At 63.4% G+C, this 22,280-nt stretch carries 29 protein-coding genes, 1 pseudogene and 1 riboswitch; of the genes and pseudogenes, 11 read left to right on the top strand and 19 right to left on the bottom strand.

Translation table 11 applies throughout. The features are described 5' to 3' along the window. The 3 genes and pseudogenes from DOM57_RS16415 to DOM57_RS16405 form a co-directional block, all read right to left on the bottom strand. Positions 1–228 (bottom strand): annotated as a pseudogene (locus DOM57_RS16415) (IS66 family transposase); the annotation flags it as partial. Between the two features lie 44 nt (positions 229–272). Beyond that, on the bottom strand, positions 273–629 hold the full coding sequence (tnpB, locus tag DOM57_RS16410) for an IS66 family insertion sequence element accessory protein TnpB (RefSeq protein WP_110650264.1): 357 nt from the start codon (positions 627–629) through the stop codon (positions 273–275). Beyond that, on the bottom strand, positions 626–835 hold the full coding sequence (locus DOM57_RS16405; protein ID WP_110650263.1) for a hypothetical protein: 210 nt from the start codon (positions 833–835) through the stop codon (positions 626–628). The genes tnpB and DOM57_RS16405 overlap by 4 nt, the downstream gene beginning before the upstream one ends. Positions 836–1,104: 269 nt before the next feature. Here DOM57_RS16405 and DOM57_RS16400 point away from each other — a divergent pair, with 269 nt between their 5' ends. Further along, positions 1,105–1,890 (top strand): helix-turn-helix transcriptional regulator, encoded by a 786-nt coding sequence (locus tag DOM57_RS16400; RefSeq protein WP_110650262.1) that lies wholly within the window; start codon positions 1,105–1,107, stop codon positions 1,888–1,890. A 61-nt stretch (positions 1,891–1,951) separates the two neighbouring features. Here DOM57_RS16400 and ampC read toward each other — a convergent pair whose 3' ends face one another. From ampC to DOM57_RS16375, 5 genes are all read right to left on the bottom strand, one after another. Continuing rightward, entirely contained in the window at positions 1,952–3,142 is a 1,191-nt protein-coding gene (gene ampC / locus DOM57_RS16395) for a class C beta-lactamase (RefSeq protein ID WP_110650261.1), read from the bottom strand. Positions 3,143–3,323: 181 nt separating this feature from the next. Next, positions 3,324–5,645, bottom strand: a complete 2,322-nt coding sequence (locus DOM57_RS16390; protein ID WP_110650260.1) for a xanthine dehydrogenase family protein molybdopterin-binding subunit — start codon at positions 5,643–5,645, stop codon at positions 3,324–3,326. Continuing rightward, entirely contained in the window at positions 5,642–6,655 is a 1,014-nt protein-coding gene (locus DOM57_RS16385; protein WP_110650259.1) for an FAD binding domain-containing protein, read from the bottom strand. The genes DOM57_RS16390 and DOM57_RS16385 overlap by 4 nt, the downstream gene beginning before the upstream one ends. Then, positions 6,652–7,161 (bottom strand): 2Fe-2S iron-sulfur cluster-binding protein, encoded by a 510-nt coding sequence (locus DOM57_RS16380; protein ID WP_110650258.1) that lies wholly within the window; start codon positions 7,159–7,161, stop codon positions 6,652–6,654. The genes DOM57_RS16385 and DOM57_RS16380 overlap by 4 nt, the downstream gene beginning before the upstream one ends. 54 nt (positions 7,162–7,215) lie before the next feature. Beyond that, positions 7,216–7,824, bottom strand: a complete 609-nt coding sequence (locus DOM57_RS16375) for a hypothetical protein (RefSeq protein WP_110650257.1) — start codon at positions 7,822–7,824, stop codon at positions 7,216–7,218. Positions 7,825–7,952: 128 nt separating this feature from the next. On the opposite strand from DOM57_RS16375, the gene DOM57_RS22590 reads away from it, so the two are divergent. Beyond that, a complete protein-coding gene (locus tag DOM57_RS22590; RefSeq protein ID WP_110650256.1) occupies positions 7,953–8,477 on the top strand; it encodes an MmyB family transcriptional regulator in 525 nt (174 codons plus the stop codon). After that, a complete protein-coding gene (locus DOM57_RS22585) occupies positions 8,474–8,743 on the top strand; it encodes an MmyB family transcriptional regulator (protein ID WP_110650255.1) in 270 nt (89 codons plus the stop codon). The genes DOM57_RS22590 and DOM57_RS22585 overlap by 4 nt, the downstream gene beginning before the upstream one ends. A 107-nt stretch (positions 8,744–8,850) precedes the next feature. Here the strand turns inward: DOM57_RS22585 and DOM57_RS22400 are convergent, their stop codons facing one another. Continuing rightward, on the bottom strand, positions 8,851–9,135 hold the full coding sequence (locus DOM57_RS22400; RefSeq protein WP_239496281.1) for an ABC transporter permease subunit: 285 nt from the start codon (positions 9,133–9,135) through the stop codon (positions 8,851–8,853). Between DOM57_RS22400 and DOM57_RS22395 the strand changes: the two genes are divergently transcribed. After that, the gene (locus DOM57_RS22395; RefSeq protein WP_239496282.1) at positions 9,127–9,507 is read left to right on the top strand and encodes a Rossmann-fold NAD(P)-binding domain-containing protein; all 381 of its coding nucleotides are present in this window, start codon (positions 9,127–9,129) and stop codon (positions 9,505–9,507) included. The genes DOM57_RS22400 and DOM57_RS22395 overlap by 9 nt on opposite strands. A 51-nt stretch (positions 9,508–9,558) precedes the next feature. Here DOM57_RS22395 and DOM57_RS16355 read toward each other — a convergent pair whose 3' ends face one another. Next, entirely contained in the window at positions 9,559–10,119 is a 561-nt protein-coding gene (locus tag DOM57_RS16355; protein WP_239496280.1) for a helix-turn-helix domain-containing protein, read from the bottom strand. 266 nt (positions 10,120–10,385) lie between these two features. Between DOM57_RS16355 and rhtA the strand changes: the two genes are divergently transcribed. From rhtA to DOM57_RS22080, 3 genes are all read left to right on the top strand, one after another. Further along, positions 10,386–11,279, top strand: a complete 894-nt coding sequence (gene rhtA / locus DOM57_RS16350; RefSeq protein ID WP_204353008.1) for a threonine/homoserine exporter RhtA — start codon at positions 10,386–10,388, stop codon at positions 11,277–11,279. A 112-nt stretch (positions 11,280–11,391) separates the two neighbouring features. Then, a complete protein-coding gene (locus DOM57_RS22085) occupies positions 11,392–11,760 on the top strand; it encodes an AraC family ligand binding domain-containing protein (RefSeq protein ID WP_204353007.1) in 369 nt (122 codons plus the stop codon). A 72-nt stretch (positions 11,761–11,832) separates the two neighbouring features. Continuing rightward, complete coding sequence (locus DOM57_RS22080; RefSeq protein WP_204353006.1) at positions 11,833–12,003, top strand: helix-turn-helix domain-containing protein; 171 nt, start codon at positions 11,833–11,835, stop codon at positions 12,001–12,003. Between the two features lie 8 nt (positions 12,004–12,011). Here the strand turns inward: DOM57_RS22080 and DOM57_RS16340 are convergent, their stop codons facing one another. Then, entirely contained in the window at positions 12,012–12,896 is an 885-nt protein-coding gene (locus tag DOM57_RS16340; protein ID WP_204353005.1) for a LysR family transcriptional regulator, read from the bottom strand. Between the two features lie 110 nt (positions 12,897–13,006). Between DOM57_RS16340 and DOM57_RS16335 the strand changes: the two genes are divergently transcribed. After that, positions 13,007–13,930, top strand: coding sequence for an AEC family transporter (locus DOM57_RS16335; RefSeq protein WP_110650251.1), 924 nt, complete (start codon positions 13,007–13,009; stop codon positions 13,928–13,930). A 106-nt stretch (positions 13,931–14,036) separates the two neighbouring features. Beyond that, complete coding sequence (locus DOM57_RS16330) at positions 14,037–14,636, top strand: LysE family translocator (RefSeq protein ID WP_110650250.1); 600 nt, start codon at positions 14,037–14,039, stop codon at positions 14,634–14,636. A gap of 95 nt (positions 14,637–14,731) precedes the next feature. On the opposite strand, the gene DOM57_RS22390 is transcribed toward DOM57_RS16330, so the two are convergent. From DOM57_RS22390 to DOM57_RS16300, 6 genes are all read right to left on the bottom strand, one after another. After that, complete coding sequence (locus DOM57_RS22390) at positions 14,732–14,878, bottom strand: pirin-like C-terminal cupin domain-containing protein (protein ID WP_239496279.1); 147 nt, start codon at positions 14,876–14,878, stop codon at positions 14,732–14,734. After that, positions 14,875–15,492, bottom strand: a complete 618-nt coding sequence (locus DOM57_RS16325) for a pirin family protein (protein WP_239496278.1) — start codon at positions 15,490–15,492, stop codon at positions 14,875–14,877. Before DOM57_RS16325 ends, DOM57_RS22390 begins: the two co-directional genes overlap by 4 nt. Positions 15,493–15,586: 94 nt before the next feature. Then, positions 15,587–16,189, bottom strand: coding sequence for a cyclodeaminase/cyclohydrolase family protein (locus tag DOM57_RS16320; protein WP_110650249.1), 603 nt, complete (start codon positions 16,187–16,189; stop codon positions 15,587–15,589). A gap of 144 nt (positions 16,190–16,333) precedes the next feature. After that, positions 16,334–16,486, bottom strand: a complete 153-nt coding sequence (arfA, locus tag DOM57_RS16315) for an alternative ribosome rescue factor ArfA (protein ID WP_110650248.1) — start codon at positions 16,484–16,486, stop codon at positions 16,334–16,336. Between the two features lie 97 nt (positions 16,487–16,583). Beyond that, entirely contained in the window at positions 16,584–17,168 is a 585-nt protein-coding gene (gene mntP / locus DOM57_RS16310) for a manganese efflux pump MntP (protein ID WP_110650247.1), read from the bottom strand. Between the two features lies 1 nt (position 17,169). Beyond that, positions 17,170–17,343, bottom strand: a riboswitch (yybP-ykoY riboswitch). A 156-nt stretch (positions 17,344–17,499) separates the two neighbouring features. Then, complete coding sequence (locus tag DOM57_RS16300; protein ID WP_110650245.1) at positions 17,500–18,060, bottom strand: TetR/AcrR family transcriptional regulator; 561 nt, start codon at positions 18,058–18,060, stop codon at positions 17,500–17,502. A 115-nt stretch (positions 18,061–18,175) separates the two neighbouring features. Here DOM57_RS16300 and DOM57_RS16295 point away from each other — a divergent pair, with 115 nt between their 5' ends. Next, positions 18,176–19,411 carry an MFS transporter gene (locus DOM57_RS16295; protein WP_110650244.1) on the top strand — a complete coding sequence of 412 codons (1,236 nt, stop codon included), beginning with the start codon at positions 18,176–18,178 and terminating at the stop codon, positions 19,409–19,411. A 43-nt stretch (positions 19,412–19,454) separates the two neighbouring features. On the opposite strand, the gene DOM57_RS16290 is transcribed toward DOM57_RS16295, so the two are convergent. Continuing rightward, positions 19,455–20,099, bottom strand: coding sequence for a tellurite resistance TerB family protein (locus DOM57_RS16290; protein ID WP_204353004.1), 645 nt, complete (start codon positions 20,097–20,099; stop codon positions 19,455–19,457). Between the two features lie 231 nt (positions 20,100–20,330). Here DOM57_RS16290 and DOM57_RS16285 point away from each other — a divergent pair, with 231 nt between their 5' ends. Next, the gene (locus DOM57_RS16285) at positions 20,331–21,587 is read left to right on the top strand and encodes a methyl-accepting chemotaxis protein (RefSeq protein WP_110650243.1); all 1,257 of its coding nucleotides are present in this window, start codon (positions 20,331–20,333) and stop codon (positions 21,585–21,587) included. A 21-nt stretch (positions 21,588–21,608) separates the two neighbouring features. On the opposite strand, the gene DOM57_RS16280 is transcribed toward DOM57_RS16285, so the two are convergent. Continuing rightward, positions 21,609–22,229: an NUDIX hydrolase gene (locus DOM57_RS16280; protein WP_110650242.1), complete on the bottom strand. Its 621-nt coding sequence runs from the start codon at positions 22,227–22,229 to the stop codon at positions 21,609–21,611. Between the last annotated feature and the right edge of the window lie 51 nt (positions 22,230–22,280).

The raw sequence follows: 22,280 nt of genomic DNA, 5'->3' as shown, positions 1-22,280 counted from the left end.
GTTGATGAGGAGATCACCCTGCTCGACGCGGTACTTCTCGGTAGAGGGGCCGAACTGGCGCTCGATCGCCAGTTTGAACTGCTCGAACAACGACTGCTTGGCGGCTTCCCACTGCGCCTCCTTCTTGGCCATCAAGGCCAACAGGCGGTCGTTTTCTGCCTCAGCGGCAGCCAGCTTGCGTTGCAGCTGGTCGACCGTATCGGCGGTGTGGGAAGGGGGGGAGGTCATGCGACTATTTTACCGGATCGCGCCTCTCAAGGGGAGTGCGAAGACTACCCAACCGATTGAAAATTCAAGGCCTTGTGCGGCTGCATGGCGCTGATGTCGTAGCCATCGAGTAGCCAGTTCAGTTCCTGTCCGGAGAGGCTGAGCGTGTCGCCGTCCAGACGTGCTGGCCATTTGAAGCGCTCCTTTTCCAGCCGCTTGTACCAGACCACGAAGCCGTTGCGTTCCCAGAACAGGATCTTCACCTTGTCGCGCTGGCGATTGCCGAACACGAACACCGCCTCCTCGAAGGGGTTGAGCTCCATCGCTTCCTGTACCAGCAGGGCCAGCCCATCGATCTGCTTACGCATGTCGACCGGCTCGCGGCACAGATAGACCCGCAGCCCGGCATCCGGCCGAATCATCGGATCACCACCACGGTGACGAAACGCGCCGGTCGATGACGCGGCGGCACCGGGATACCTTGTACCACTAGACGCTGTTCCCACGTCAGCAGCTCCGCCAAATCCAGGCGCTGCTCCTTGGCATACTCGCTCAACGGTAATTGCCGGGACGAGGCATGGAACAGGTGGCCCAACCAGTAGGCCTGCGTCGAGGTCAGTTCGTTCATGGCATCCTCCAATGATCAGAGGACACCAGTGTGGCCGGCACCAGTCAGTTCAAGAAGATGGGGTTAATGGAGCGCTTACGCTTCGCCCGGATTGGCGACAGGGTTCGGCATTTCGCGAATGTTCAGCGGGGAACCGAGATTTTCTAGTACGGCAGCTTTCATCGTATCCTCCTGTTCGGTAACTACACCCGCAGTATGCGAGTCTGCCAGCCAAGCATTCAGAGATAGCACTATCCTGGGATGGCCCACTCCCAGGATGAGGGGGCCCGATGCCGTGTAAAGAAGACGTGCGCCATGAGATAGGCAACCTGTTGCGATCGCGCCGGGAGCGCCTCACGCCCGCAATGGTGAATCTGCCGGATGGCGGCCGAAGACGTACGCCGGGGTTGAGACGCGAGGAGGTTGCTCAACTGGCGAACATCAGCGTCGATTGGTATATCCGTCTGGAGCAGGGCCGTGGAACCACCCCCTCGGCAGCGACCATCAAGGCTCTGGCCGAAGCGTTACGACTCGATGCAGCAGAGACCCGGCACCTCCAGGCATTGGCCCAGAGTGCGGAGCAGCCACGATTCTCGCGGGAAGTCGTACCCGAGACCTTGCTTCGAATGCTCGACGATATGGAGCAACCGAGCTATCTCACCGGTCAGCGTTGGGATTTGCTGGCATGGAACTCGGCAGCCGACGACATTTTCGACTTCACGGCGCTATCGGTCGAGCGGCGAAACATCCTGCTCTACATGTTTATCGAACCCGCCGCCAGATCGCTATTCGGCAATACTTGGGAACGCGAAGCCCAGCGAATGCTGGCCCAGTTCCGCGCCATCTACGACTTCTGGTCGGCCGACCCCGCCTTCATCGAACTCCTGTCCCGATTGCAGCGGGATAGCGCGGAATTCGACCAGTGGTGGACTACTCACGATATACGCCACCCCCGTGCCGGCCATAAACACCTGTCTCATCCGATCCATGGCGAGTTGCACTTCGCATATGCCAACTTCCAGTCAAATGATGACCCGGCGATCAAGCTATCGATCTACACTCGCATCGCCTCCTGATGCGGCAGGCCATCGTATCGAACTGCCCGGCGGATACCACCCAACCGGGAACGCCGCCTCTTCACTGCCGCGGATCGTCGCCACCGATCAGGTCAAGCCCCGACAGAATGCGATAGGCGGCCTCGACCCGGGCATCGTTGGGGTAGTTGCGATTGGCCAGCATCACCAACCCGGTCTGCTGGCCGGGCAGCATCACGACGTAGGCGCCGAAGCCGTTGGTGGAACCGGTCTTGTTGATCCAGACGTCCTCTCGCGGCGCCTGTGGAGGATCGATGGGTTTCGCAACATTGGATTTCAGGATCATCTCGTAGCCGTTGCCCGCCAGAAGCGTATCGAGCGCGACCGGCAAGGGATACTGCTCCCAGATCAGATCCTGGGTCATGTCACCGACCCGGTAATGTCCCTCGCGGGTCACGTCGATCGCCTGCTGCGGATCGTCGTCGAGCGCCAGCAGCCCCAGATTGGCCTGCGCCAGTCGTGCCAGGTCCGCGGCCGTGGTCTTGATGCCGTAGGCCTCGTCGTCGAGCACGCCCGGTGCCACGCGAATCGGCTGACCGTCCTTGTCTTCGCCCATCGCGTAGTTCGGCATCTGTGCGTCGGGAACGTCATACCAAGTCTGTCGCATGTCCAGCGCATCGAACACGCGGGCACGCATCGCCGTCACGAAGTCTCTGTCGAGGCTGGCCGAGGCTTCCAGGCCCAGCAGGCCGATCCCGAGATTGGAATAGGTGCGGCTCTCGCCGATCGGCTCGCTCGGCTGCCATTGGCGGTACCACGCCATCAACGATTCTCGATCCGTTACCTCATCGGGCACGAACAGCGGTAGCCCGCCGGCCGTATGGGTGCCGAGATTGAGGCCGGTGACATCGTCGAAGGCGCTACCCTCGAGTTCGGGCAGATAGCGGCTGACCGGCGCCTCGAGATCGAGTTTGCCCTCGACGGAGGCCAGGGCAGCCAGCGTCGCAGTGAAAGTCTTGCTGAGGGACCCGATCTCGAACAGCGTGTCATCGTCGACCGGCGTACCCGACTCGCGGTCGGCGAGGCCATAATTGGCGATCAGCGTGCCCGCCGGGCTTACCACGGCAACGGCCATGCCGGGAATGTCCTGCTCCCGCAACAGCGATTCGACGATGGGGTCGAGAACCTGGCGAGTCTCGTTGCTCTCGTCCTGCGCCAGCACGGCACTCGCTCCGCTCAGTACCCCCAGTGATACGCCCAGCATTCCCCACAAACCCAGCACCGATCCTTTCATCACGCGTCCTATTCCATGGCAGATGAGCCAACGTTCCAGAGCCGACATCATGCGGGAAAAAGCCAGGCGCCGGAACCATAGCCTCAGAGCAACGCGAGAGGATCGACAATCGGCGCGTCGACGAGCGTCGGAGACGAAAACGCCGACTCGAGACGATCCCGAGTCGGCGTGCTGTCCCCCGCTACATCACCTTGTCGAGCGTGATCGGCAGGTCGCGGACGCGCTTGCCGCAGGCGTTGTAGATGGCGTTGGCCACCGCCGCGCCAACGCCTGTGATGCCGATCTCGCCAATGCCGTGGGCGCCCATGGGCGTGTGCGGATCGGGAATATCGGTCCACATCACCTCGATCTCCGGCACGTCCATCTGCACCGGCACGTGATAGTCGGCAAGGCTCGGATTCATGATCCGACCACTGCGCGAGTCGAACAGCGTCTCCTCCATCAGTGCCAGGCCGAGCCCCATGATCATGCCACCACGGAACTGGCTGGCCGCCGTCTTGGCGTTGAGGATGCGCCCACAGTCGAATGAGCCCAGCAGCCGGCGCACGCGAATCTCACCGGTCACCTCGCTGACGCCGACCTCGCAGAAGATCGTGCCGAAGGAGTGCATCGACCAGTTCGCCAACTCCTCCGAATCGGCGGCATCGGCTTCCGCGACCAACTCGGCACGCTCGGCCCGCGCCAGAATCTGGCGATAAGTCTCGAAGCGCGAGTCATCGCCCACCACACCAAGCCCTTCATCTCGACACTCGACCTGGGCCGGTGATAATCCCGCCAGCGGCGAGTCGGCATCGACGAGACCGAGCAACTCGTCGACCAGCGCCCGCTGCGCGGCAATCACCGCGCCGCCGATGGCTGCGGTCTGCTGCGATCCCCCGGCCAGCACGCGGCCCGTCAGCAACGAGTCTCCGTAACGGAAGCGGATGCGCTCGACCGGCAACCCCAGCCTCGCGGCGGCAACCTGCGTCTGCACCGTCGCCGTACCCATACCCATTTCGTGGGCCGCGATGGCGACCGTCGCGCCTTCGGCGTCGAGCGTGATACGCGCCGCCGCACCGGGCATGCGCATGTAAGGATAGGTCGCGGTGGCACAGCCCAGGCCGATTCGCCACTCGCCCTCTCGCCGGCTGCCCGGTTGGGACGCGCGTTCGCTCCAGCCGAAACGCTCCGCGCCGGCCCGAGCCGCTTCGAGCAGATGGCGGGACGAAAACGGCAGTCCGCTGGTGGGATCGCGCTCGGGTTCGTTGCGTTTTCTGAGTTCGATCGGGTCCATGCCAAGCTGCTCGGCCAGTTCGTCCAACGCGCTCTCCAGCGCGAAGGTGCCGACGGATTCTCCCGGTGCGCGCATGAAAGTGTTGGCGAGCATATGCATATCCGCCACTTCGATCGCGAGCCGGATATTATCCGCGCCATACAGACACTTGGTCGCCTGGGTGAAGGGCTCGGGCAAGTTGTTGTGCCGCGTCATCGCCGCGATACCGGAGTGGATCAGCGCGGTGAGCCGTCCCTGATCGTCCGCCCCCAGCGCCACCCGCTGCTCGGTGCAGGCGCGCCCGCCGACGACGCGATAGACACCCTTGCGCGTCAGCGACATGCGCACCGGGCGACCCGCAAGCTTCGCCGCCGCAGCAGCCAGTATCTGGTGCTGCCACAGCGTCTTGCCGCCGAAGCCGCCGCCGACGAAAGGTGAGGTGATGTGAATCCGGGATGCGTCGATGCCGAACACCTCGGCGAGCGATGCCACGGCCAGATCGACGCACTGGGAGGCGTCATGGATTCGCAACGTCTCGTTGCCCCCCTCTCCTTCCCACGCCAGCGTCACCGCGTGGGGCTCGATGGCGTTGTGATTGTGGCGAGGTGTGGTGTAGGTCGCATCGATCCGGTGCGTCGCCGTCTCGAATGCCGCATCGGCGTCGCCCACGCGGATCTCGGCCGGGCCGCCGAGCACGTTGTCCGGCTCATGGGCCTGGGTCTTCGCCATCTCGAAGTCGGTCATCGCCGACTCGGTCGCATACGCCACGTGGATGCTTTCGGCAGCCGCGTCGGCCTGTTCCTGGGTCTCGGCCAGCACCAGCGCCACCGGCTGGCCGTTCCAGTGCACGCGCTCGTTCTGCATCACCGGGTGATCGTCGCCGGCAGCGCCGTCGGGCGAGCGCAGGAAGACCGGCGGCGTGTTGAGTCGCGGTGCGTTCTCGTGGGTCATCACCAGCGCCACGCCTTCCATCGACTCGGCCACGCGCGTGTCGATGCCGACGATACGGCCGTTGGCGATGGTGCTGTAGGCCAGCGCAGCGTAGAGCATGCCGTCGAAGCGGAACTCACCGGCGAAACGCGCGCCGCCGGTGACCTTCTGGGCACCGTCGATGCGAGAGAGCGGCGCACCGATCCCTTGCCGGCCCGACTCGCCAAGCGGGTCCGGGCGGCCATCCGGTCGCCAGTAGTCGCCGGAGAGTGCCACGCCCGGTTGCTTGTCTTCGAGCGTCTTGCCTGTGAAAGGACTCATGACTCACCTCCCTTGCGGGCATCCACGATGCGCTGCGACAGCTCCGCGATCATCACCCGCCGCGCCAGTTCGATCTTGAAGGCGTTACCCGATAGCGGCTCGGCCACCGCCAGCTCGGCATCGGCGGCGGCGGCGAGCGTTTCCTCGGTCGCCGGTTGGCCACGCAAGACGGCCTCCGCCTGCCAGGCACGCCACGGTTTAGTCGCCACACCGCCCAGCGCCAGACGCACGTCAGCGATCGTCTCGTCTTCCGTATTGCTATCGAGTTCGACCATCGAGGCTACCGAGACCAGCGCGAAGGCGTAACTGGCACGGTCGCGTACCTTGCGATACTCGGAACGCACCGCCATCGGCAGCGGCGGCAACTCGACGGCGGTAATCAGCTCTTCCGGCCGCAGTTCGGTTTCGAGTTCCGGGCGCTCGCCCGGTTCGCGGTGCAGGTCGTTGAACGCCAGCTCACGCTCGCCTTCGGGGCCGAGCAGATGCACGCGGGCATCCAGCGCCGCCAGCGCCACGCACATGTCCGATGGATGCGTGGCGACGCAGGATGACGAGGCACCTAGGATCGCGTGGTAACGATTGAACCCCTCGCGCGCATCACAGCCGGCACCCGGTTCGCGCTTGTTGCAGCTAGCGGCGACATCGTAGAAGTAGGCGCAACGGGTGCGCTGCAACAGGTTGCCGCCGACGGTCGCCATGTTGCGGATCTGGGCACTGGCACCGGTCAATATCGCTCGCGACAACAGCGGATAGCGCAGGCGCACGCGAGCATCGCCAGCCACAGCGGCATTGGTGACGCCGGCGCCGATCATCAGCCCGCCGGCATCGGTCTCGTCGATATCCCGAGAGAGCGCGGTGACGTCGATCAGCATCTCGGGGCGCTCGACGGTCTCGCGCATCAGATCGACCAGGTTGGTGCCGCCGCCGAGATACTTGGCACCGTCACGGCGCACGGCTTGCTCGACCGCCTGCCCGCTGTCGACGGCCTGGTGATAATCGAAGGCTCTCATCGCCGTACCTCCCGTCCCAGTGAGTCGGCAACCGCCGCGACGATGCCGTTGTAGGCGCCGCAACGACAGAGGTTGCCGCTCATGCGTTCACGCAGCTCGTCGTGGCTCGGCTCGATGTCCGACGCCACGAGATCCTTCGTCACGGCGCTCGGCAGGCCGCGTTCGAACTCCTCGGCCAAACCGACGGCCGAGCAGATCTGTCCAGGCGTGCAGTAGCCGCACTGGAAGCCGTCGTGCTCGACGAACGCCGCCTGGATCGGATGCAGCGCATCGCCCTCGGCGAGTCCCTCCACGGTCATGATATCGCGTCCCTGGACCTGCACCGCCAGCGCCAGGCAGGCGTTGATGCGCTGGCCATCGAGCAGCACGGTACAGGCGCCACAAGCGCCCTGGTTGCAGCCCTTCTTGGTGCCGCTGAGTTGAAAGTGCTCGCGAAGAAGATCGAGCAGTGATGTCCGGAAATCCACTTCGGCCTCCCGAACATGGCCGTTGATCGTCCATTTCATATCAAGCCTCGGGTCACGGTTGGATTGTCGTTGCGGCGTGTCTTCGCACGCTTTCTAAAGCGTAGTTGCCCTCTTCATGCCTCGTGCCAACGTTCGCAAGCAGGAAGCATCGCCCTCCTCGCCCTCGCCACCCAGGCGCGCCGGAGCCGGCGCCAACTGCACACGCTCATAGAGAATGGGAGTCCCACTCAGCAGTGCGAAGAGCCCGGAATCGGCATGTTCGTCGCGATCGCTACCATACGGCTGCAATTCGATGATGCCGGGAGCCGACGCGCTCGTGAGCAGCGGCAGGCAGGCGACGATCGGCGCCAGTCGATCGAATCGATAAGGCTGCGTGAATCGCTGCCAGGGAGATCCATCGTGGAAGCCATCGAAACATGCGCGGCTGCCGAGGATGAGATTGTCGAGGCGCCCGTAACGGGCAGCGATACCATCCACCGCACGCTGCAGGGCACCGGGCCCCGCAAGCGGTAGAGGCTGAACGGCGGGAGCACCGGCAAAGTACGAGCGAGCCTTTTCCAGGTAGACATCGGACTCGGCGCTCGTATCGAACGGGGTCTCCAGCAACAACGTGTCGGCTTCCTCCACCAAAGTCTGGACGAAGCCCGACTCCGCGTCGCCGTCGAGCCCGAGAATCAGAAAGATACGCGGATTCGACCTCATGCAGAGTCTCCGGTGAGTCAAGCGGATCGCCATCTGGCGCCACTGCTGGAAACCCTAGTATTCTCCACTATCCTACAAAATCCTCGGATTTATCCTACGTTTGGCAAACACAGGCTAAGCAACCAGGCATGAGCACAGCCGACTCCGTATCGCCCTCGCTCGGCGAATTCCTGCGCGCCAAGCGCGCTGCCATCACCCCCGAGATGGCGGACCTCCCGCCCGGGCGGAGGCGGCGCACGCCGGGGCTGCGCCGGGAGGAGGTCGCCACCCGCGCCAGTATGGGTGCGGCCTGGTATACCGCGCTGGAGCAGGGACGCGACGTACAACCATCCGATCAGGCGCTGGCGTGCCTGGCCCGTGCCCTGCTGCTGAACGAGACCGAGCGCGAACATCTCTATGCCCTGGCCGGGCGACCGGCACCGCCTCGCGCCATCGATAACGGCTCGCCGGTCAATCCAATCCTGCAGCGCCTACTGGACAGGATGGAGCCAGATCCGGCTTACGTGATGGATGCCTACTGGGAGGTGGTCGCCCGGAACGCCGCCGCCGCACGGCTTTTCAGTATCGAGCGGCCAGGAGACAGACATCCCCGCAACAAGCTCTGGTGGATGTTCACGCATAAACGCGTGGAAACCCAGAGGCCGACTGGTTGAAATCCGCCCGTACCCTGGTCTCGATCTTCCGCAGCCAGGCCACGCGCTACACCGACGACCCGCGCATGCGCCAATTGATAGACGACCTGCTCGAAGCCAGCAGCGTCTTCCGCGAGCTGTGGGCGGAACAGGACGTACTGGACCTGAGCAGCGGGCGCAAGGCGATGCGCCTGCCGGATGGCAGCAGCCGGGAGTTCGATTACCTGCCGCTACGCATTCCCGACCTGCCCGGCGCTTGCCTGATGATCTATCTGGGAGTGGCGTGAGGCGGGTACACAATAATACCAGCAGCGGAAGCGCGAGCCTGACGTCACGGATGTTCGCGTTACACGGGGCGTCGCCTGACATGTACGACGCCAGGTCCGGCCCCAATTCAGGCAGCCATCATCGGCTGTCCCTTGGCGCGGCCGCGTCGCGTCTGAACCAGTTCGACCAACAGAAACAGCACCAGCACGATCGCCAACACGATCACCGAGGCCGCAGCGATCATCGGTGTCGCCTGGAGCAGAATGCTGTCCCACATCTGCCGCGGCAGGGTCGTCTTGATGCCGCCGCCGATGAACAGTGCCACGGTCAGCTCCTCGAACGACTGCAGAAAACCGGTAAAGAAACCCGCCGCCAGACCGCCCCCCACCAGTGGCAACATGACATGGCGCAGCGTCTGCAGACGCCCCGCTCCCAGGGTGTGGGCAACGTCATCGAATCCGTGGCCCAGGAAGTGGCGCCGTTCGGCATCGAATTCACCCTGGCCGAGCCCGGCCCGACCGCTACCAATTTCGGCGCCGGCCTGATCAGCCCGCCGCCAATGGCAGTTTACGACCACACGCCCGCAGGTGAGATTCGCCAAGCGCTGGCCAATGAGAATGTCGAGGATTTCGGTATTTTCAGCAACGGAGACAAAGTGGCCCGGGCGATGATCGACAGCGTCGACCTTTCACCTGCGCCCAAGCGCCAGGTCTACGGCTCGAACGCCTTGCGGCGGATCGAAGAAGTCTATCGCGGCCGCCTCGACCGATATCGATACTCGTAACCCGTAACCGATGCCCACAGCGCCCCAAAGCCGGCCTCCGTAGCCTGTAGTTCAGTAGACCACATTGCGGATGAATCTCAGCAGCGCCGGGCCATCGTTGCGATAGCGGTAGGGCCGGTCGCTGGGGCGGACATGAAAGTCGCCGGCTTCGATCACGATTTCGCGCTCTCCCAGCACCAGGGTGAGCGTGCCTTCGATCACCACCAGCATCTCATGCCAGCCGGCATTGTCGGCCGCGGATGCGTAGCTCTCCCCTGGGGCCAGCGACCAGGACCACAGTTCGACCTCCTGCCGCGCCGGCTTGCTTGCCAGCAGCCGCGCCCGGCTGTCGGGCGACTTCCCTACCCAGGCAATTTCATCGATCCGCGATGAATCCCCGCTGTCCGGCGGCTGCACGAGCGCGTAGAACAGCACGCCCAGCGCCTCGGCCAGGCGATCCAGAGTCCCCAGGCTGACGTTGACGTCGCCTTTTTCGATATTGACCAGCATTCGCCGGCTGACACCGGCACGCTCGGCCAGTGCCTGCTGGCTCAAAGCGGCCGCCTGCCTCAGACGTCTGACATTGGCTGCGACGTGGACCAGCACATCGGGGCGCTCGTTGGACTTGTGCATTATATTGCCCATTCGTACAATCGCGACTCTCGCCGAATACCGTCGGCCGTTCACACGATCGGCAGCGTCGCTCGGGAGACGCTACATGCCTCGGTAAGCATGATGAAGTGCGAGACGCGCGACACCGCCGATCGCCACGGTCGCGCACGAAGCCATTCTAGGGCCTGTTGATTAGCTACCAGCAAGCCCTTGGCATCGAGGTGAGCATCCACAGGCCCTTGTGTTTCTGTTGGCAAGCCATCATGCCGCAGGCAAAAGGAGGTGTCATGTCAGTCGCCGTTCGAGAACTCGTTGCCAAGCTCTGGCCGGTCGTCATGCTGCTGGTGGCAATGTGCTCGATCCAGAGCGGCGCCTCCATCGCCAAGTCGCTGTTTCCGGTCATCGGCGTCACCGGCACGACCTCGATTCGCCTGATTCTCGCCGCGTCACTGCTATTGATCGTGATGCGCCCGTGGCGCCAACGACTCAGTCGTCGCGCCTGGAAATCGACCGTCATTTACGGCGTCGCCCTGGGGGTGATGAATCTGCTGTTCTACCAGGCGCTCTCCACGGTACCTCTGGGCATCGCCGTGGCATTGGAATTCACCGGGCCACTGGCGGTGGCGATGCTCTCCTCCCGGCGTTGGCTGGATCTGCTCTGGGTGGCGTTCGCCGTGCTCGGCCTGATTCTACTGCTGCTGCTTGGCGACGACCGCAATGGCCCCGTCGATCCCTACGGCGCTGCCTGCGCACTGGGCGCCGGCGTATGCTGGGCACTTTATATTCTGTTCGGACAGAAGGCGGGGGCGGTCAATGGCGCCCAGAGTGCCACGCTCGGTATCACCATTGCCGCGGTAGTGATCGCCCCGGTTGGGCTGATCGATGTCGGCCCGGCAATCTTTGCCCCGGAAGTGCTGCCGTTCGCCTTGGCGGTCGCGATTCTCTCCACGGCCCTGCCCTACACGCTGGAAATGATCGCGCTACCGCGCTTGCCGACGCAGACCTTCGGTACGCTGATGAGTCTGGAACCGGCGATCGGTGCGCTCTCCGGGCTGCTGTTGCTGAGCCAGCATCTCGGTGGATTGCAGTGGCTCGCGATCGGGTTGATCATCGTTGCTTCCATTGGCACCACGCTAACGGTGCGCCGACGAGACACCTTCGAAGCGCCGATACCGGACTGAAACCAGGCCCGAACTCTGCACAAACGTTCCAGACAGAAGCATCCCACTCTGGCATGCTGAAACGACCATTGCGTCTCGGCGAATCGACGAGCATACCGAGGCTGGAGGTAGCATGGTATCGACGAACTGGATCGATCTGCAGCAGGATGGCGACACGGGGATCGAGACGATCCGCGCCCACTTCGAGGGACACGCCTACGACCCCCACTGGCACGACAGCTATCTGGTCGGCTTCACCGAACAGGGCTTGCAGCAGTTTCACTATCGCCGTTCCCGGCACGACAGCACGCCAGGGCAACTCTTCTTCGTCGAGCCCGGAGAGATCCACGACGGCCATGCGCCGGCGCATGGTGGTTTCACCTACACCATGCTCTATCTCGACGCAGGCTGGCTGCAGCGCGGGTTGCGCCAACTGGCGGAAGCCGGACCCGCCTTCGGCGAGCCCGGGTTCGCCACGACCCTCGTCGCGACCCGCGCTTGACCGCATGCGTCGCACGCGCCTTCGCGGTATTGCGTCAACCAACCTGGCGGCTCGAGCGCGACGACGTGCTCGATGAATTGTTGCAACGGTTGCTGCCCCACTTGGCTGGCCGCAGGGGAAACTCCGGTCGACGTGGCCGGCCAGTTCGGTTTCGCCGACCAGAGCCATCTGGGTCGCTGGTTCCGACGCGCCTACGGGATGACGCCGGCCGACTATCGACGCCAGTGCCAACGACCGGCCTGAGCCCACATTCATGCTCCCGGAAAACGGGATTCGGCACGCTCGAGCAGCGCCGCCAGCGCGGGATTGGTATTACGCGGGTGCCAATAGATGCCTTGCTCGATCACCGGCGACTCGTCGAGTGGAAGAAAGACCGCCCCCGGCAGTCGAATCCGCCGCATCGAGCCTGGCACCAGCGCCACGCCGAGCCCCTCCGCGACCAGATTGACGATGGTCTGCTGCAGATGCGTCTGCAGCCGGATCCGAGGCTCGAAACGCGCGCGGCGACAGCAGCTCATGACAGCTTCGTACAGCGCCGGGGCTGTCGCCTCGGGAAACGTCACGAAGGCCTCTTCCGCCAGCGAGGCCACGGCGATCCTGGCATCCCGGCCCCTGGGATGGTCGCATGGCAGCACCGCGCACAGCGGTTCGCGATAAAGTGGACGGTATTGCAACGAACTGCCCACCAGCAGGGGGAAACTCACGCCGACATCGGCTTCGCCGTTCATCAGCGCCTGCTGCAGATCACGCGGTAGCGTCTCGTCCAGCATCAAGGTGTCGTCCGGATAGGCATCGCTGTAGGCCCGTACCAGCCCCGGCAGCAGGTTCCAGGCGGCGTACATGGTGAAGCCGATGCGCAGTTCGCGCCGTCGGGTGTTGGCGGCGCTGCGCGTGGCGTGGACCGCCAGTTCCAGGTCCGAAAGCAGCCGCCTGGCGTGTGCCAGAAAATGTTCCCCGGCGGGCGTCAACGTGACCGCGCGCGAGTGGCGCTCGAACAACGGCGTGCCGAGCGTCGCTTCCAATGCCGCTATCTGGCGGCTCAGTGGCGGCTGGGTGATGTGCAAACGCTCGGCGGCACGTCCGAAGTGCAGCGTCTCCGCCAGCGTCACGAAGTAGCGCAGTTGCCTGATATCCAAGATCGATACTTTTTAAGCATTGAATCCAAGATTAAACAGCATTAGACGGTATCGATAAACCCGCTTAGGCTGGCGTCTCTTTTTTTTACTCGCTCGGGAGCCGCCAATCCATGTCGTCGGTCATCAGTGTCGTATTGCCCATCTTCGGTCTGATTCTGGTGGGTTATCTATGCCGACGAACGGGGAGATTGGGCGAAACGGCCGCCTCCGAGCTCAATCGCTTCGTGGTCTGGCTCTGCCTGCCCGCGCTGCTGTTTCGTACGACGGCGACCGCCAGTTGGGTAGAGATATGGCATCCCGGTTTTATCGCCGCCATGACGATTCCCACCCTACTGATCTTCACGATCACGCTAGGTTATCGGCTGCGCGGTCAGCGCCACTTGGTCGATGCCAGTATCGACGGGCTCGGTGCCGCCTACGCCAATACCGGTTACGTGGGCATTCCATTGAGCCTGCTGGTGCTGGGCGAGGCCGGCCTGGAACCGGCCCTGATCGCCACCTTGATCGTGGTCTGCGTGCTGTTCGCCATCGCCGTGGTGTGCATCGAGATCGGCCTGCAGGCCGAGCAGTCTCATCTCCACGCTATCGCCAAGGTCGTGAAGGCGCTGGCGAAGAATCCGCTGGTGGTATCGCCGATCCTCGGTGCCTGCTGGGCCTCGAGCGGCGCCACGCTGCCTGGCCCGCTGGATGAATTCCTCGAACTGCTGGGCGATGCCACCACCCCCTGCGCGCTGGTCTCGCTGGGGCTCTTTCTGGCTCAGAAGCAGAGCGGCTCGGCCCAGGGCGCCTGGGGACTGGTCGGGATCAAGCTGCTGCTTCATCCGCTGATCACCTGGTACCTGGCGTTTCATCTCTTCGCGCTGCCGCCGCTATGGGCGAAGTCCGCGCTGCTGATGAGCGCGCTGCCGACCGGCACCGGCCCATTCATGCTGGCGGAGTTCTATCGCCGGGAAGCCGCGGTGGTTTCGCGCACGGTGCTGCTGTCGACGATCGGCTCGGTGTTGACGCTCTCCGCTTGCCTTTATTGGCTCTAGCGGTGGGCTGCACCACGAAATCTGAATCAGATGAGTGCTCAAACCTTCCAGACCCGGACAGTGACCAGCGCCATAGTGGTTCTCCAAGCCTTTCTCGGAGTTGCTCATGTCTTCCTGGCTGCCGTTCACTCTTTTTGCCTTCGTCGCCTCGATCACCCCTGGGTCGACCAATCTATTGATTCTGGCGCAGGGGACGCGCCATGGCTGGAAAAGCGCGCTAGCTGCGGTATTCGGCGCCAGCTCGGCAGCGGCGGCGATCGTTTTGGCGGTTGGCTGGGGGCTGACGAACACACTACTGGCTGACCCCATCATTCGCCGACTGATGGCGGCGACCGGTGTCGTCTGGCTGAGCTGGCTGGTGTGGCGGCTTTACCATAGCCCGCCACCACCGATGGAAGGCAGCACCGAACGATCAGCGAACTTCAGCGCCCGCCAGTCTGCCGGACTGCAACTGGTGAACCCCAAGACCTGGATGATGGCACTGTCGGTCGTCGGCGTATTCACCGGCGCGGAATCGAGCGCAACAGAAATAGCCGTCCTGGCACTGACATTCGGAGTCGTAGCGATACCTTGCCTCACTCTCTGGGGGCTGATGGGAAGCGGCGTCGCCCAGTGGTTCCGTACGCCGCGACAGTGGCAATGGTTCAACCGCACACTGGCACTATTGCTGTTGCTGGTGGCCTGGTGGAGCGTGCTGGCACCGTAATAAGCCGGAGCATGCCGCTTCAATCGCGCAGTTTCCATGGTAGCGGAAGCGGCATGAGTCGCTCGCTCGGCCAGGCGGGAATCTCGCCGAAACGCTCACTTCCAGCCTCCCAATCCGCTTGCGCCTCGGCGATCTCGGCCTTGCTTATCGCCCACGAAGTTCCACCACATCAGAATCTCGCCTTCCAGCGGCTCGCCGCCGATCAGAATCGCCCGCGCGCCGGCGGCCAACGAAAGCGTCAACGACTCGCGACCACGACCGCCTCTTTCACCGCCAGATCGACGTCCACCAACGGCGTGAACGCCAGCGTCGGCGCACGGCGGCCGCCGAACTCTCCAGTCAGCAGGGTCAGTTCGACATTTCCCTGACGCCAACGCGGCAAGTCCGGATAGTGATCGAAACGTGGTGTCGTGTGACGCTCGGCCTTGGGTAGCGCGATCCATAGCTGGGCGGCGTGCAGATAGTCACTGCCCTCGACGCTCTGTTCGGTGTGGCTGATGCCGTAACCGGCGGTCATCAGGTTGACCTGCCCCGGCCGGACCACCGGTTCGCTGCCGAGGCTGTCGCGGTGCAGCACTTCGCCCTCGATCATCCAGGTGAAAGTCTGCAGGCAGGTGTGTGGATGCGGGCCGACCTGCATGCCGCGCGAGTCGCCCCGGAAGATCGACGGCCCGGCATGATCGAGAAAGCACCAGGCGCCGATCAAGCGGCGCTGGCGCGACGGCAACACGCGGTGAATCGGAATGCCGCCGACCTCGGCGCCACGCGGCGAGACGTGCTGGATGGCGCGCTTGCCATCGACGATCGGGCAATCGCGCGAGGAGGAGAGTTCGCGCGGTGGCAGTTGGCTACTCATGTCTCGGCGCTCCCGGCAGCAAGGATGCTGGCTCCAAGGTGGGTACCCAACGAAGATAGCCCCCCGGCAACGGATTGTCCCGCTTGCGGGCCCGTCAGATGCCCAGCCGTTGGCAGCACTGCTCGGCTGTTGCCCGCAGATCCCGGCAACGCGCCTCGATAGCGTCGCGTTCGCGCGGGTCCGGGCAGGAGTCGAGATTGGCCTCGACGCCGATCAGTAACGCCTTCAGCGCCGCCCTGGCCATCGCCGCGCCGGATAGCGTGTCGCTCTTCAACGCCGGCGCGGTCGGGCCGATCGCTTCGAGCGCCAAGGTCAGAACGTCGTGGCAGCGCTCGGCCGCGTCCAGAGGAATCCGCACGGCAGCCGCCCTCGCCCGTGCCAGTGCGCCGGCCCGATGGCGATGCTCCGCGTCGGTCGTTTCCGGCAAGCGTCCCGCCTCGAGCCAGGCCGCAAACGCCTCGGCATCATCATCGACAGCGGCGGCCAGCGTCCGATGCAGTTCGTCGCCGCGAACGAGTAGATCGCGCTTTTCCGGGTCGTTGTCGCTGCCGGACAGTCGCACTCCCTTGAGAATCAGCGACAGGCCCAGGCAAGCGCTGAGCGCGGCAGCGGCTCCGCATCCCGGCGTCGAGCGCGTCTCGACAGCGTGTTGAAAATCGGCGAGCGAGCATCGCCACAGCGAGGATGAGGTAGACATGGGAGCTTCCTGACGTGATTACGACTCAGCATAGACGTCATCGAAACGGCGGGGAGCGGCATTCAGCAATGCCGTGAATACATGTCTTGGCGAGCGTATCGGGCGGGAAGGCACCATGGCGAAGCAGTCAGGGCGAAACGCTCCTCAGGCCGCTTGGCGATAGTGCCTCCCCTGGGGAGCACGTCCCTTGCGCGTATAGCTACCTTTACCTTTCTTGGGTTTTTGCTGCTGCTGACGAAACTGAGGCGAGCGCAACGCGGCCTTGAGCGCGTTGTCCCGAATGGGATGCGATTTCATATTGGCTCCTGAATATCTGCATGTCGAAGAATCAAACACGAAACGACCGCATGGTGCACGGTCGCGGCAGGAAAGGTATGGGTCGGGAGGCGGCGGTTCAACCCATATGAGCAAACAGGTGCTCGTAGAGCACCATGGTGCCAATGGCGATCAGTACCAGGCCACCGGCGATTTCGGCACGCTTGCCGATCAGCGAGCCGATCACGCGGCCCAGCATGATGCCGGCGGTAACCATGAGCATGGTCACCAAACCGATCGCCAACGCGGCAATCATGATATTGATGTCGGCGAACGCCAACGTCACGCCCACGGCCATGGCGTCGATACTGGTAGCCAGCGCCATGGCCGCCAGCAGCCAGACCGACTTACGCTGGGCTGGCGTCTGGTTACCGTCCGAGTGCTTGGCGACGGGCTTGAGCCCCTCCCAGATCATATGCGCCCCGAGACCGCCCAGGAGAGCGAAGGCGATCCAATGATCCCATTCGGAAACGAAACGTGTCGCGGCCAACCCGATCGTCCAGCCGATCACTGGCGTGATCGCCTCGACCGTACCGAATATGACACCGATACGTAGCGCTTCGGGAAAGCGTGTGCGTTTGAGAGCAGCGCCTTTGCCGATGGACGCGGCGAAGGCGTCGGTCGACATGGCGAAAGCCAACAACATGAGGGATGCGGGATTCATGGCACTATCCAGCCGGTTCGTAAGCCACGACACCACCGGACCGCCCGACCTTGCGTCGATGGTGTCCATGGTCTCGCCAACCGCTATCGGTGTCCGTGCCACGGCTGCTGCCGAGTGTGTTGACACGGACATCGCCATTCACAATGGCGACCGGCTACTCCCCAAGGAGAGTGAGACTATACCCCCTCATCCGAAGACCGGCAATAAATTATTGAATTTAAAGGGAAAAATTCACCAAGGTTAATTCATGTCGTCGATGTTAATCAAGTTGACGAAGGTTGAGTTTTACTATCGAGGTTGGAAAGTGGATACCCGTTCCAATAATGACTGGCTAATCAATGGCAACCAACGTTCGTGCAATCCATTCACTCAACCGTGCGGACGTTGCCGTTTCGCGATCGTAGAGCAGCCGATAGGTCATCGGGGCTATGATGCCATCGACCAGGGCATCGACCGATGGCGCCGGTTCACCACGCGCGTGGGCACGGGCACACAGCGTGGCCATGATCGACTCACTGTAACGGTAGCAACACTCGCGCCGTTCACTGTCGGCGCTCGCCATGACGTCATTGAGGCCACGCAGCCCCGGCGCAGACGTCATTTCCTCGAGATACTGCTCGCCCCATGCCTGCAGGTCGCCGGCGAGCGAGCCGGTATCCGGAGGCTCTCCGTCCGGCCGTAGTCGCTCGAGCGAAACGTCCGCCAGCAACTCGGCCAGATTGCCCCAGCGACGATAGATGGTCGACGGCGTCACACCCGCCCGCGACGCGACCTGCGGCACGGTCAGTTCCTCGCGTGTCTTGAGTTGTTCCAGTTCCTTGACCGCCTGATGCACGGCCTCCTGGACTCGGGCGCTGCGCCCGCCGGAACGAACGCCTTCTCTCATCGCCATGACCATTTCATCCCAAACGACTCATCCCAAACGACCAAACGCAAAATGTTTGCTTTATGAATCTACCCAGTTCAGACTCTGCTAACGCTAAATTTTAGCATTAACAGGTTGTCTCATGTCACCGCCCTCGACTTCCCAATCGACCAATGTCTACCCCTCTCCACGGCTTGGCTCGCTGGTCTATTACGCCGTTCTCATGGTGACCTTCCTGGCGGCGTCGAGCGCGCCAACGCCGCTATATCGTCTCTATCAGGCACACTGGCATTTTTCGACCACGTGGCTGACGCTGGTCTTCGCCAGTTATGTGTTCGCACTGCTCGTCACCCTGTTGGTTACCGGTTCGCTGTCGGATCATGTCGGACGACGTCCGGTCGTGGCTGGCGCGATCGTGGGAGAGTTGCTCTCGCTGGGACTGTTCTGGGCGGCCGATGGACTCGAATGGCTGCTGGCGGCGCGCATCCTCCAGGGCATCGCGACGGGAGTGGTGACCAGCGCCCTGGCTGCGGCAATGCTCGACAGCGATCATACGCGAGGCCCGGTGATGGCCAGTATCGCACCGCTGTCGGGCATGGGTATCGGCGCGCTCTTCGCCGGGGCGCTGGTGACCTATGCACCGGCGCCGATGCGCTTGGTTTACATCGTATTGATCGTGCTATTGGTGGTACTCGGCCTATGGCTCAAGCGCATCCCGGAAAGCGTGACGCCCCGACCGGGCGCGCTGGCGTCACTGCGGCCACGCGCGCACATTCCCCCCTCCGTGCGCGGCCCATTGTTTCGTGTCATTCCGGCCGTCGTTTCTTCCTGGGCATTGGGCGGCTTTGCGCTATCGTTGGGTCCCATTCTGGTGGAAAGCATCAGCGGAGTTCACAATCCGCTGATCGGTTGCCTGATCACCTTCCTGCTGCCGTTCATCGGGGGTATCAGCGTGTTGATCCTGCGCACCGGACCGCCGCGAAGGACCGTGCTGATCGGTACCACCTGCCTGATGGTCGGCATGCTCGGGCTATTGCTCGGCGTCTATCAGACGGCGGTCAGCGTGCTGCTGGCGGGAACCGCCATCGCCGGTGTCGGATTCGGCGCCGCCTTCATGGGTGCCATGCGAATCGTCATGCCGTTGGCACCGCCCACCGAACGCTCGGCATTGATGGCAGCCTTCTATGTCATCTGCTACTTGTCCGCCAGTACCCTGGCACTGTGTGGTGGCATCGCGACGCAGTACCTGGGATTGATACCGACCACTTATGTTTACGGCAGCCTGGTGGCCCTGCTGTCGCTGGCCGCCTTCCTGGGAACCCTGACTCAACGTCCGAGCAGGGACAAGTTCCAGGCTCGGTGTCAGAACCCTACTTGATATGCGTAACGGAACCGGACAACAACACCTTTGACAGACGTTCCTAAGCCGGCGTTTGCAGTGCCTGGCGCTCCAGCTCCCGGCGCGGGCCATCCTCCAATTCGAGGGCACTGGCCAATTGGTCGAGCCAGGCGCGTTCCATCGGATTCCGATCATCGATGATCGCTACGCTGGCCAGATAGACTTCCCGCGCGGCCTGGGGCGAATCGACGTCGTGCGCGATCGCCTCGGCATCCAGCGGCGCCGACATCTGCTGCTCGACCCAGACATGCAGTTCGTCATCGGCACCGAGCGCATCGATCTGCTCGGCCAGCGCCGCACGCTCCTCGGCGTCGATGTGGCCATCGGCACGCGCGGCAGCGATCATTGCCCATAAAATGACTCGGCTACGGGCTTCCTGATCACCGGTGTCGAGCGTTTCCAGTGGTTTTCCTTCCTCGACCTCCGATGTGGTTGCTTGGCCCTTGTGGGCCTGCCAGGCCTTCCACGCCAAGGCGCCGATCTCCGCCAGCGCGCCATACTTGATCGCCTTGCCGCCCAGGCTGCGGCCACGCTTGCTGCCGATCAGCATACCCAGGGCACCACCGCCAAGCAGGGACTTGACGTCGAATCCGCCGCCACCGGGCATCCATTTTCGATCACTGCCAGCTTGTTTCATGAGTTGCGAGAGTATCTTGTGTGCGTTCACGATGCCTGCTCCCTTCCGCTTCGATTGATCGATGCCACCCCTCTGACCGCATCCTCGAACTCTCCGTTCTGTGACCACAGAAGGTGCGGCAGGTTGCCTCACCATGCCGGATTTCGTTCAAGCCCAGCGTTTTATTGCCGATAGTCTCGACTCGGCGCCCACGCAAAGGCGTCACTTTGGCCTAGCACAGGCGCCGCCTGCGTTCCGATCCCAAGGGTAGGTGATCCAAGCATGAAACGAATCGACGACTTGACCGTAAAAACCAGCTGGTTGCTCGTACTGATCACTTTCACGGCATTGGTGCTGGGTATGGCTGGCCTGGCCACCTATGCGGTGAATGGCGGCGGACAATCCTTGTCCGGCGAGGGCGCGACGCGCGTCGACTGGCTCAACACCGGAATCCTGGCGGGGGTCGTCGTCACGCTCGTGCTCGCCGGCATCGTGCTGTGGGGCGTCACTGTCAACGTCATCCGCCCCCTGAAGCGGCTGGTGATTCACTGCGAGCGGCTGGCCGAGGGCGATCTCTCGCACGCCGTCGAGCGCCGCGGCAACAACGAGATCGGCCGCCTGTTCGCGGCATTGGGGCAGACGCAGTCGCATCTTTCCAACACTGTCGGCAACGTCCGCCGCGCCTGCAATAACGTTCACGACGGCGCCGCCGACATCGCCCGCGGCAATACTGACCTCTCTTCGCGCACCGAGCAGCAGGCCGCTTCGCTCGAACAGACGGCCGCCAGCATGGAGGAGTTGACCTCGACGGTACGCCAGAATGCCGACAACGCCACTCGGGCCAGCCATCTCGCCGACGACGCCACCGGCGTCGCTCACCGAGGCGGGGAAGTGGTGGGCAGCGTCGTGAAGACGATGCATGAGATCAGTCAGCAGTCCCGACAAGCGGTCGAATTGCTCGACGCCATCGATTCGGTGGCGTTCCAGACCAACATCCTCGCCCTCAACGCCTCGGTCGAGGCCGCTCGCGCGGGGGAGCAGGGTCGCGGTTTCGCCGTGGTCGCCAACGAGGTGCAGACATTGGCGAAGCGCTCGGCGGATGCCGCCAAGGCGATCCGCGAGCTGATTCAAAGCGCTGCCGAACACGTCGACAGCGGCGCCGAGCTGGCCGACAAGGCCGGCGCGACCATGGGCGACGTGGTCAATGCGATCACACGGGTCAACGAGATCATGCGCGAGATCGCCGCCGCCTCCGAGGAACAGAGCCACGGTATCAGTCAGGTCGATCAGGCGGTCACGCAGATGGATGAGGTCACCCAGCAGAATGCCACGCTGGTTCAGCAGGCGGCCAGCGCCTCGCGGGCTCTGGAACAGGAAGCAGAGGCACTGCAATCGGCGGTCGCGGTGTTTCGTCTGGCATCGATCGACGAACGCACCCCGGCACGAACGCCCACGCCCGCGACGAATCGGTTGCCCATGCCAGGTAAACCGACCGCCGAGACCGTGCGCGAACCGGTCGAGGAGTGGGAATCTTTCTAGGCGCCGTCGAAGGCGCGGCCCTCAGTCGATCAGCGCCGCCCGAGCGGGATCGGCATGGAAGGCGAAGGCATCGGCAATGTCCCGCGCAATGACGCGCGGCTCGGAGAGGGGCGGCAAGTCGTCGGCAGGAAAATAGGCGGCATCGTGGACCTCATGCCCCGGCTCGAGCGGAGCATCGTCCAGCCTCTCGCACAGAAAGAACAGTTTATAGAAGTCGAGCACGTCCGGCGGATAGGCGTGCCGCGCCTTGTGGCGAAGCGCGTAGAGCCGCGAAACCGCGACCTTGATCCCGGCCTCTTCCCACACTTCCTTGACCGTGTTGTCGGCTGCCGATACGCCAACTTCGGCATAACCGCCGGGCATTGTCCAACGGCCATCCATCTTCTCCTTCACCAACAGAATCCTGCCATCGTCGATGATCGCCGCGCGCACATCGATCTTGGGCGTGACGTGCCCGTCGCGTTCCCCCAATGCCGCAGCGATCCGCTCGAGCGGCACCGTTCCCAGCGCCGCCATCATCGACCGCGACAGTTCGGCTATCTCTTCATAGCGCTCGCGATCGAACTTGTCGCGGCAGTAGTGCAGGCCGGTATCGGCCAAGGCCGAGAGCCGCTTGGCCCAGGTCAGCCATTGATCTTCCATGAGGCATTCCGATCGGGGATTCGCCTAAAGACTAACAAGCCGATACCGATA

This window comes from Salinicola peritrichatus, assembly GCF_003206715.1.
GTDB lineage: Bacteria > Pseudomonadota > Gammaproteobacteria > Pseudomonadales > Halomonadaceae > Salinicola > Salinicola peritrichatus.
Note: the sequence above shows the minus strand (reverse complement) of the source record. Positions and strands in the feature narration are given on the sequence as shown.

What these genes read in the sequence shown, in the direction of transcription:
- DOM57_RS22085 (WP_204353007.1), top strand. Translation starts at nt 11,392, where the DNA reads ATGGTATCGACGAACTGGATCGATCTGCAGCAGGATGGCGACACGGGG.
- DOM57_RS16280 (WP_110650242.1), bottom strand. Translation starts at nt 22,229, where the DNA reads ATGGAAGATCAATGGCTGACCTGGGCCAAGCGGCTCTCGGCCTTGGCC.
- DOM57_RS16400 (WP_110650262.1), top strand. Translation starts at nt 1,105, where the DNA reads ATGCCGTGTAAAGAAGACGTGCGCCATGAGATAGGCAACCTGTTGCGA.
- DOM57_RS22080 (WP_204353006.1), top strand. Translation starts at nt 11,833, where the DNA reads ATGAATTGTTGCAACGGTTGCTGCCCCACTTGGCTGGCCGCAGGGGAA.
- DOM57_RS16390 (WP_110650260.1), bottom strand. Translation starts at nt 5,645, where the DNA reads ATGAGTCCTTTCACAGGCAAGACGCTCGAAGACAAGCAACCGGGCGTG.
- DOM57_RS16295 (WP_110650244.1), top strand. Translation starts at nt 18,176, where the DNA reads ATGTCACCGCCCTCGACTTCCCAATCGACCAATGTCTACCCCTCTCCA.
- rhtA (WP_204353008.1), top strand. Translation starts at nt 10,386, where the DNA reads ATGTCAGTCGCCGTTCGAGAACTCGTTGCCAAGCTCTGGCCGGTCGTC.
- DOM57_RS16335 (WP_110650251.1), top strand. Translation starts at nt 13,007, where the DNA reads ATGTCGTCGGTCATCAGTGTCGTATTGCCCATCTTCGGTCTGATTCTG.
- DOM57_RS16330 (WP_110650250.1), top strand. Translation starts at nt 14,037, where the DNA reads ATGTCTTCCTGGCTGCCGTTCACTCTTTTTGCCTTCGTCGCCTCGATC.
- DOM57_RS16325 (WP_239496278.1), bottom strand. Translation starts at nt 15,492, where the DNA reads ATGAGTAGCCAACTGCCACCGCGCGAACTCTCCTCCTCGCGCGATTGC.
- DOM57_RS16380 (WP_110650258.1), bottom strand. Translation starts at nt 7,161, where the DNA reads ATGAAATGGACGATCAACGGCCATGTTCGGGAGGCCGAAGTGGATTTC.
- tnpB (WP_110650264.1), bottom strand. Translation starts at nt 629, where the DNA reads ATGATTCGGCCGGATGCCGGGCTGCGGGTCTATCTGTGCCGCGAGCCG.
- arfA (WP_110650248.1), bottom strand. Translation starts at nt 16,486, where the DNA reads ATGAAATCGCATCCCATTCGGGACAACGCGCTCAAGGCCGCGTTGCGC.
- DOM57_RS16375 (WP_110650257.1), bottom strand. Translation starts at nt 7,824, where the DNA reads ATGAGGTCGAATCCGCGTATCTTTCTGATTCTCGGGCTCGACGGCGAC.
- DOM57_RS16285 (WP_110650243.1), top strand. Translation starts at nt 20,331, where the DNA reads ATGAAACGAATCGACGACTTGACCGTAAAAACCAGCTGGTTGCTCGTA.
- ampC (WP_110650261.1), bottom strand. Translation starts at nt 3,142, where the DNA reads ATGAAAGGATCGGTGCTGGGTTTGTGGGGAATGCTGGGCGTATCACTG.
- DOM57_RS16355 (WP_239496280.1), bottom strand. Translation starts at nt 10,119, where the DNA reads ATGCACAAGTCCAACGAGCGCCCCGATGTGCTGGTCCACGTCGCAGCC.
- DOM57_RS16385 (WP_110650259.1), bottom strand. Translation starts at nt 6,655, where the DNA reads ATGAGAGCCTTCGATTATCACCAGGCCGTCGACAGCGGGCAGGCGGTC.
- DOM57_RS22590 (WP_110650256.1), top strand. Translation starts at nt 7,953, where the DNA reads ATGAGCACAGCCGACTCCGTATCGCCCTCGCTCGGCGAATTCCTGCGC.
- DOM57_RS22395 (WP_239496282.1), top strand. Translation starts at nt 9,127, where the DNA reads ATGGCGCAGCGTCTGCAGACGCCCCGCTCCCAGGGTGTGGGCAACGTC.
- DOM57_RS16320 (WP_110650249.1), bottom strand. Translation starts at nt 16,189, where the DNA reads ATGTCTACCTCATCCTCGCTGTGGCGATGCTCGCTCGCCGATTTTCAA.
- DOM57_RS16300 (WP_110650245.1), bottom strand. Translation starts at nt 18,060, where the DNA reads ATGGCGATGAGAGAAGGCGTTCGTTCCGGCGGGCGCAGCGCCCGAGTC.
- DOM57_RS16405 (WP_110650263.1), bottom strand. Translation starts at nt 835, where the DNA reads ATGAACGAACTGACCTCGACGCAGGCCTACTGGTTGGGCCACCTGTTC.
- mntP (WP_110650247.1), bottom strand. Translation starts at nt 17,168, where the DNA reads ATGAATCCCGCATCCCTCATGTTGTTGGCTTTCGCCATGTCGACCGAC.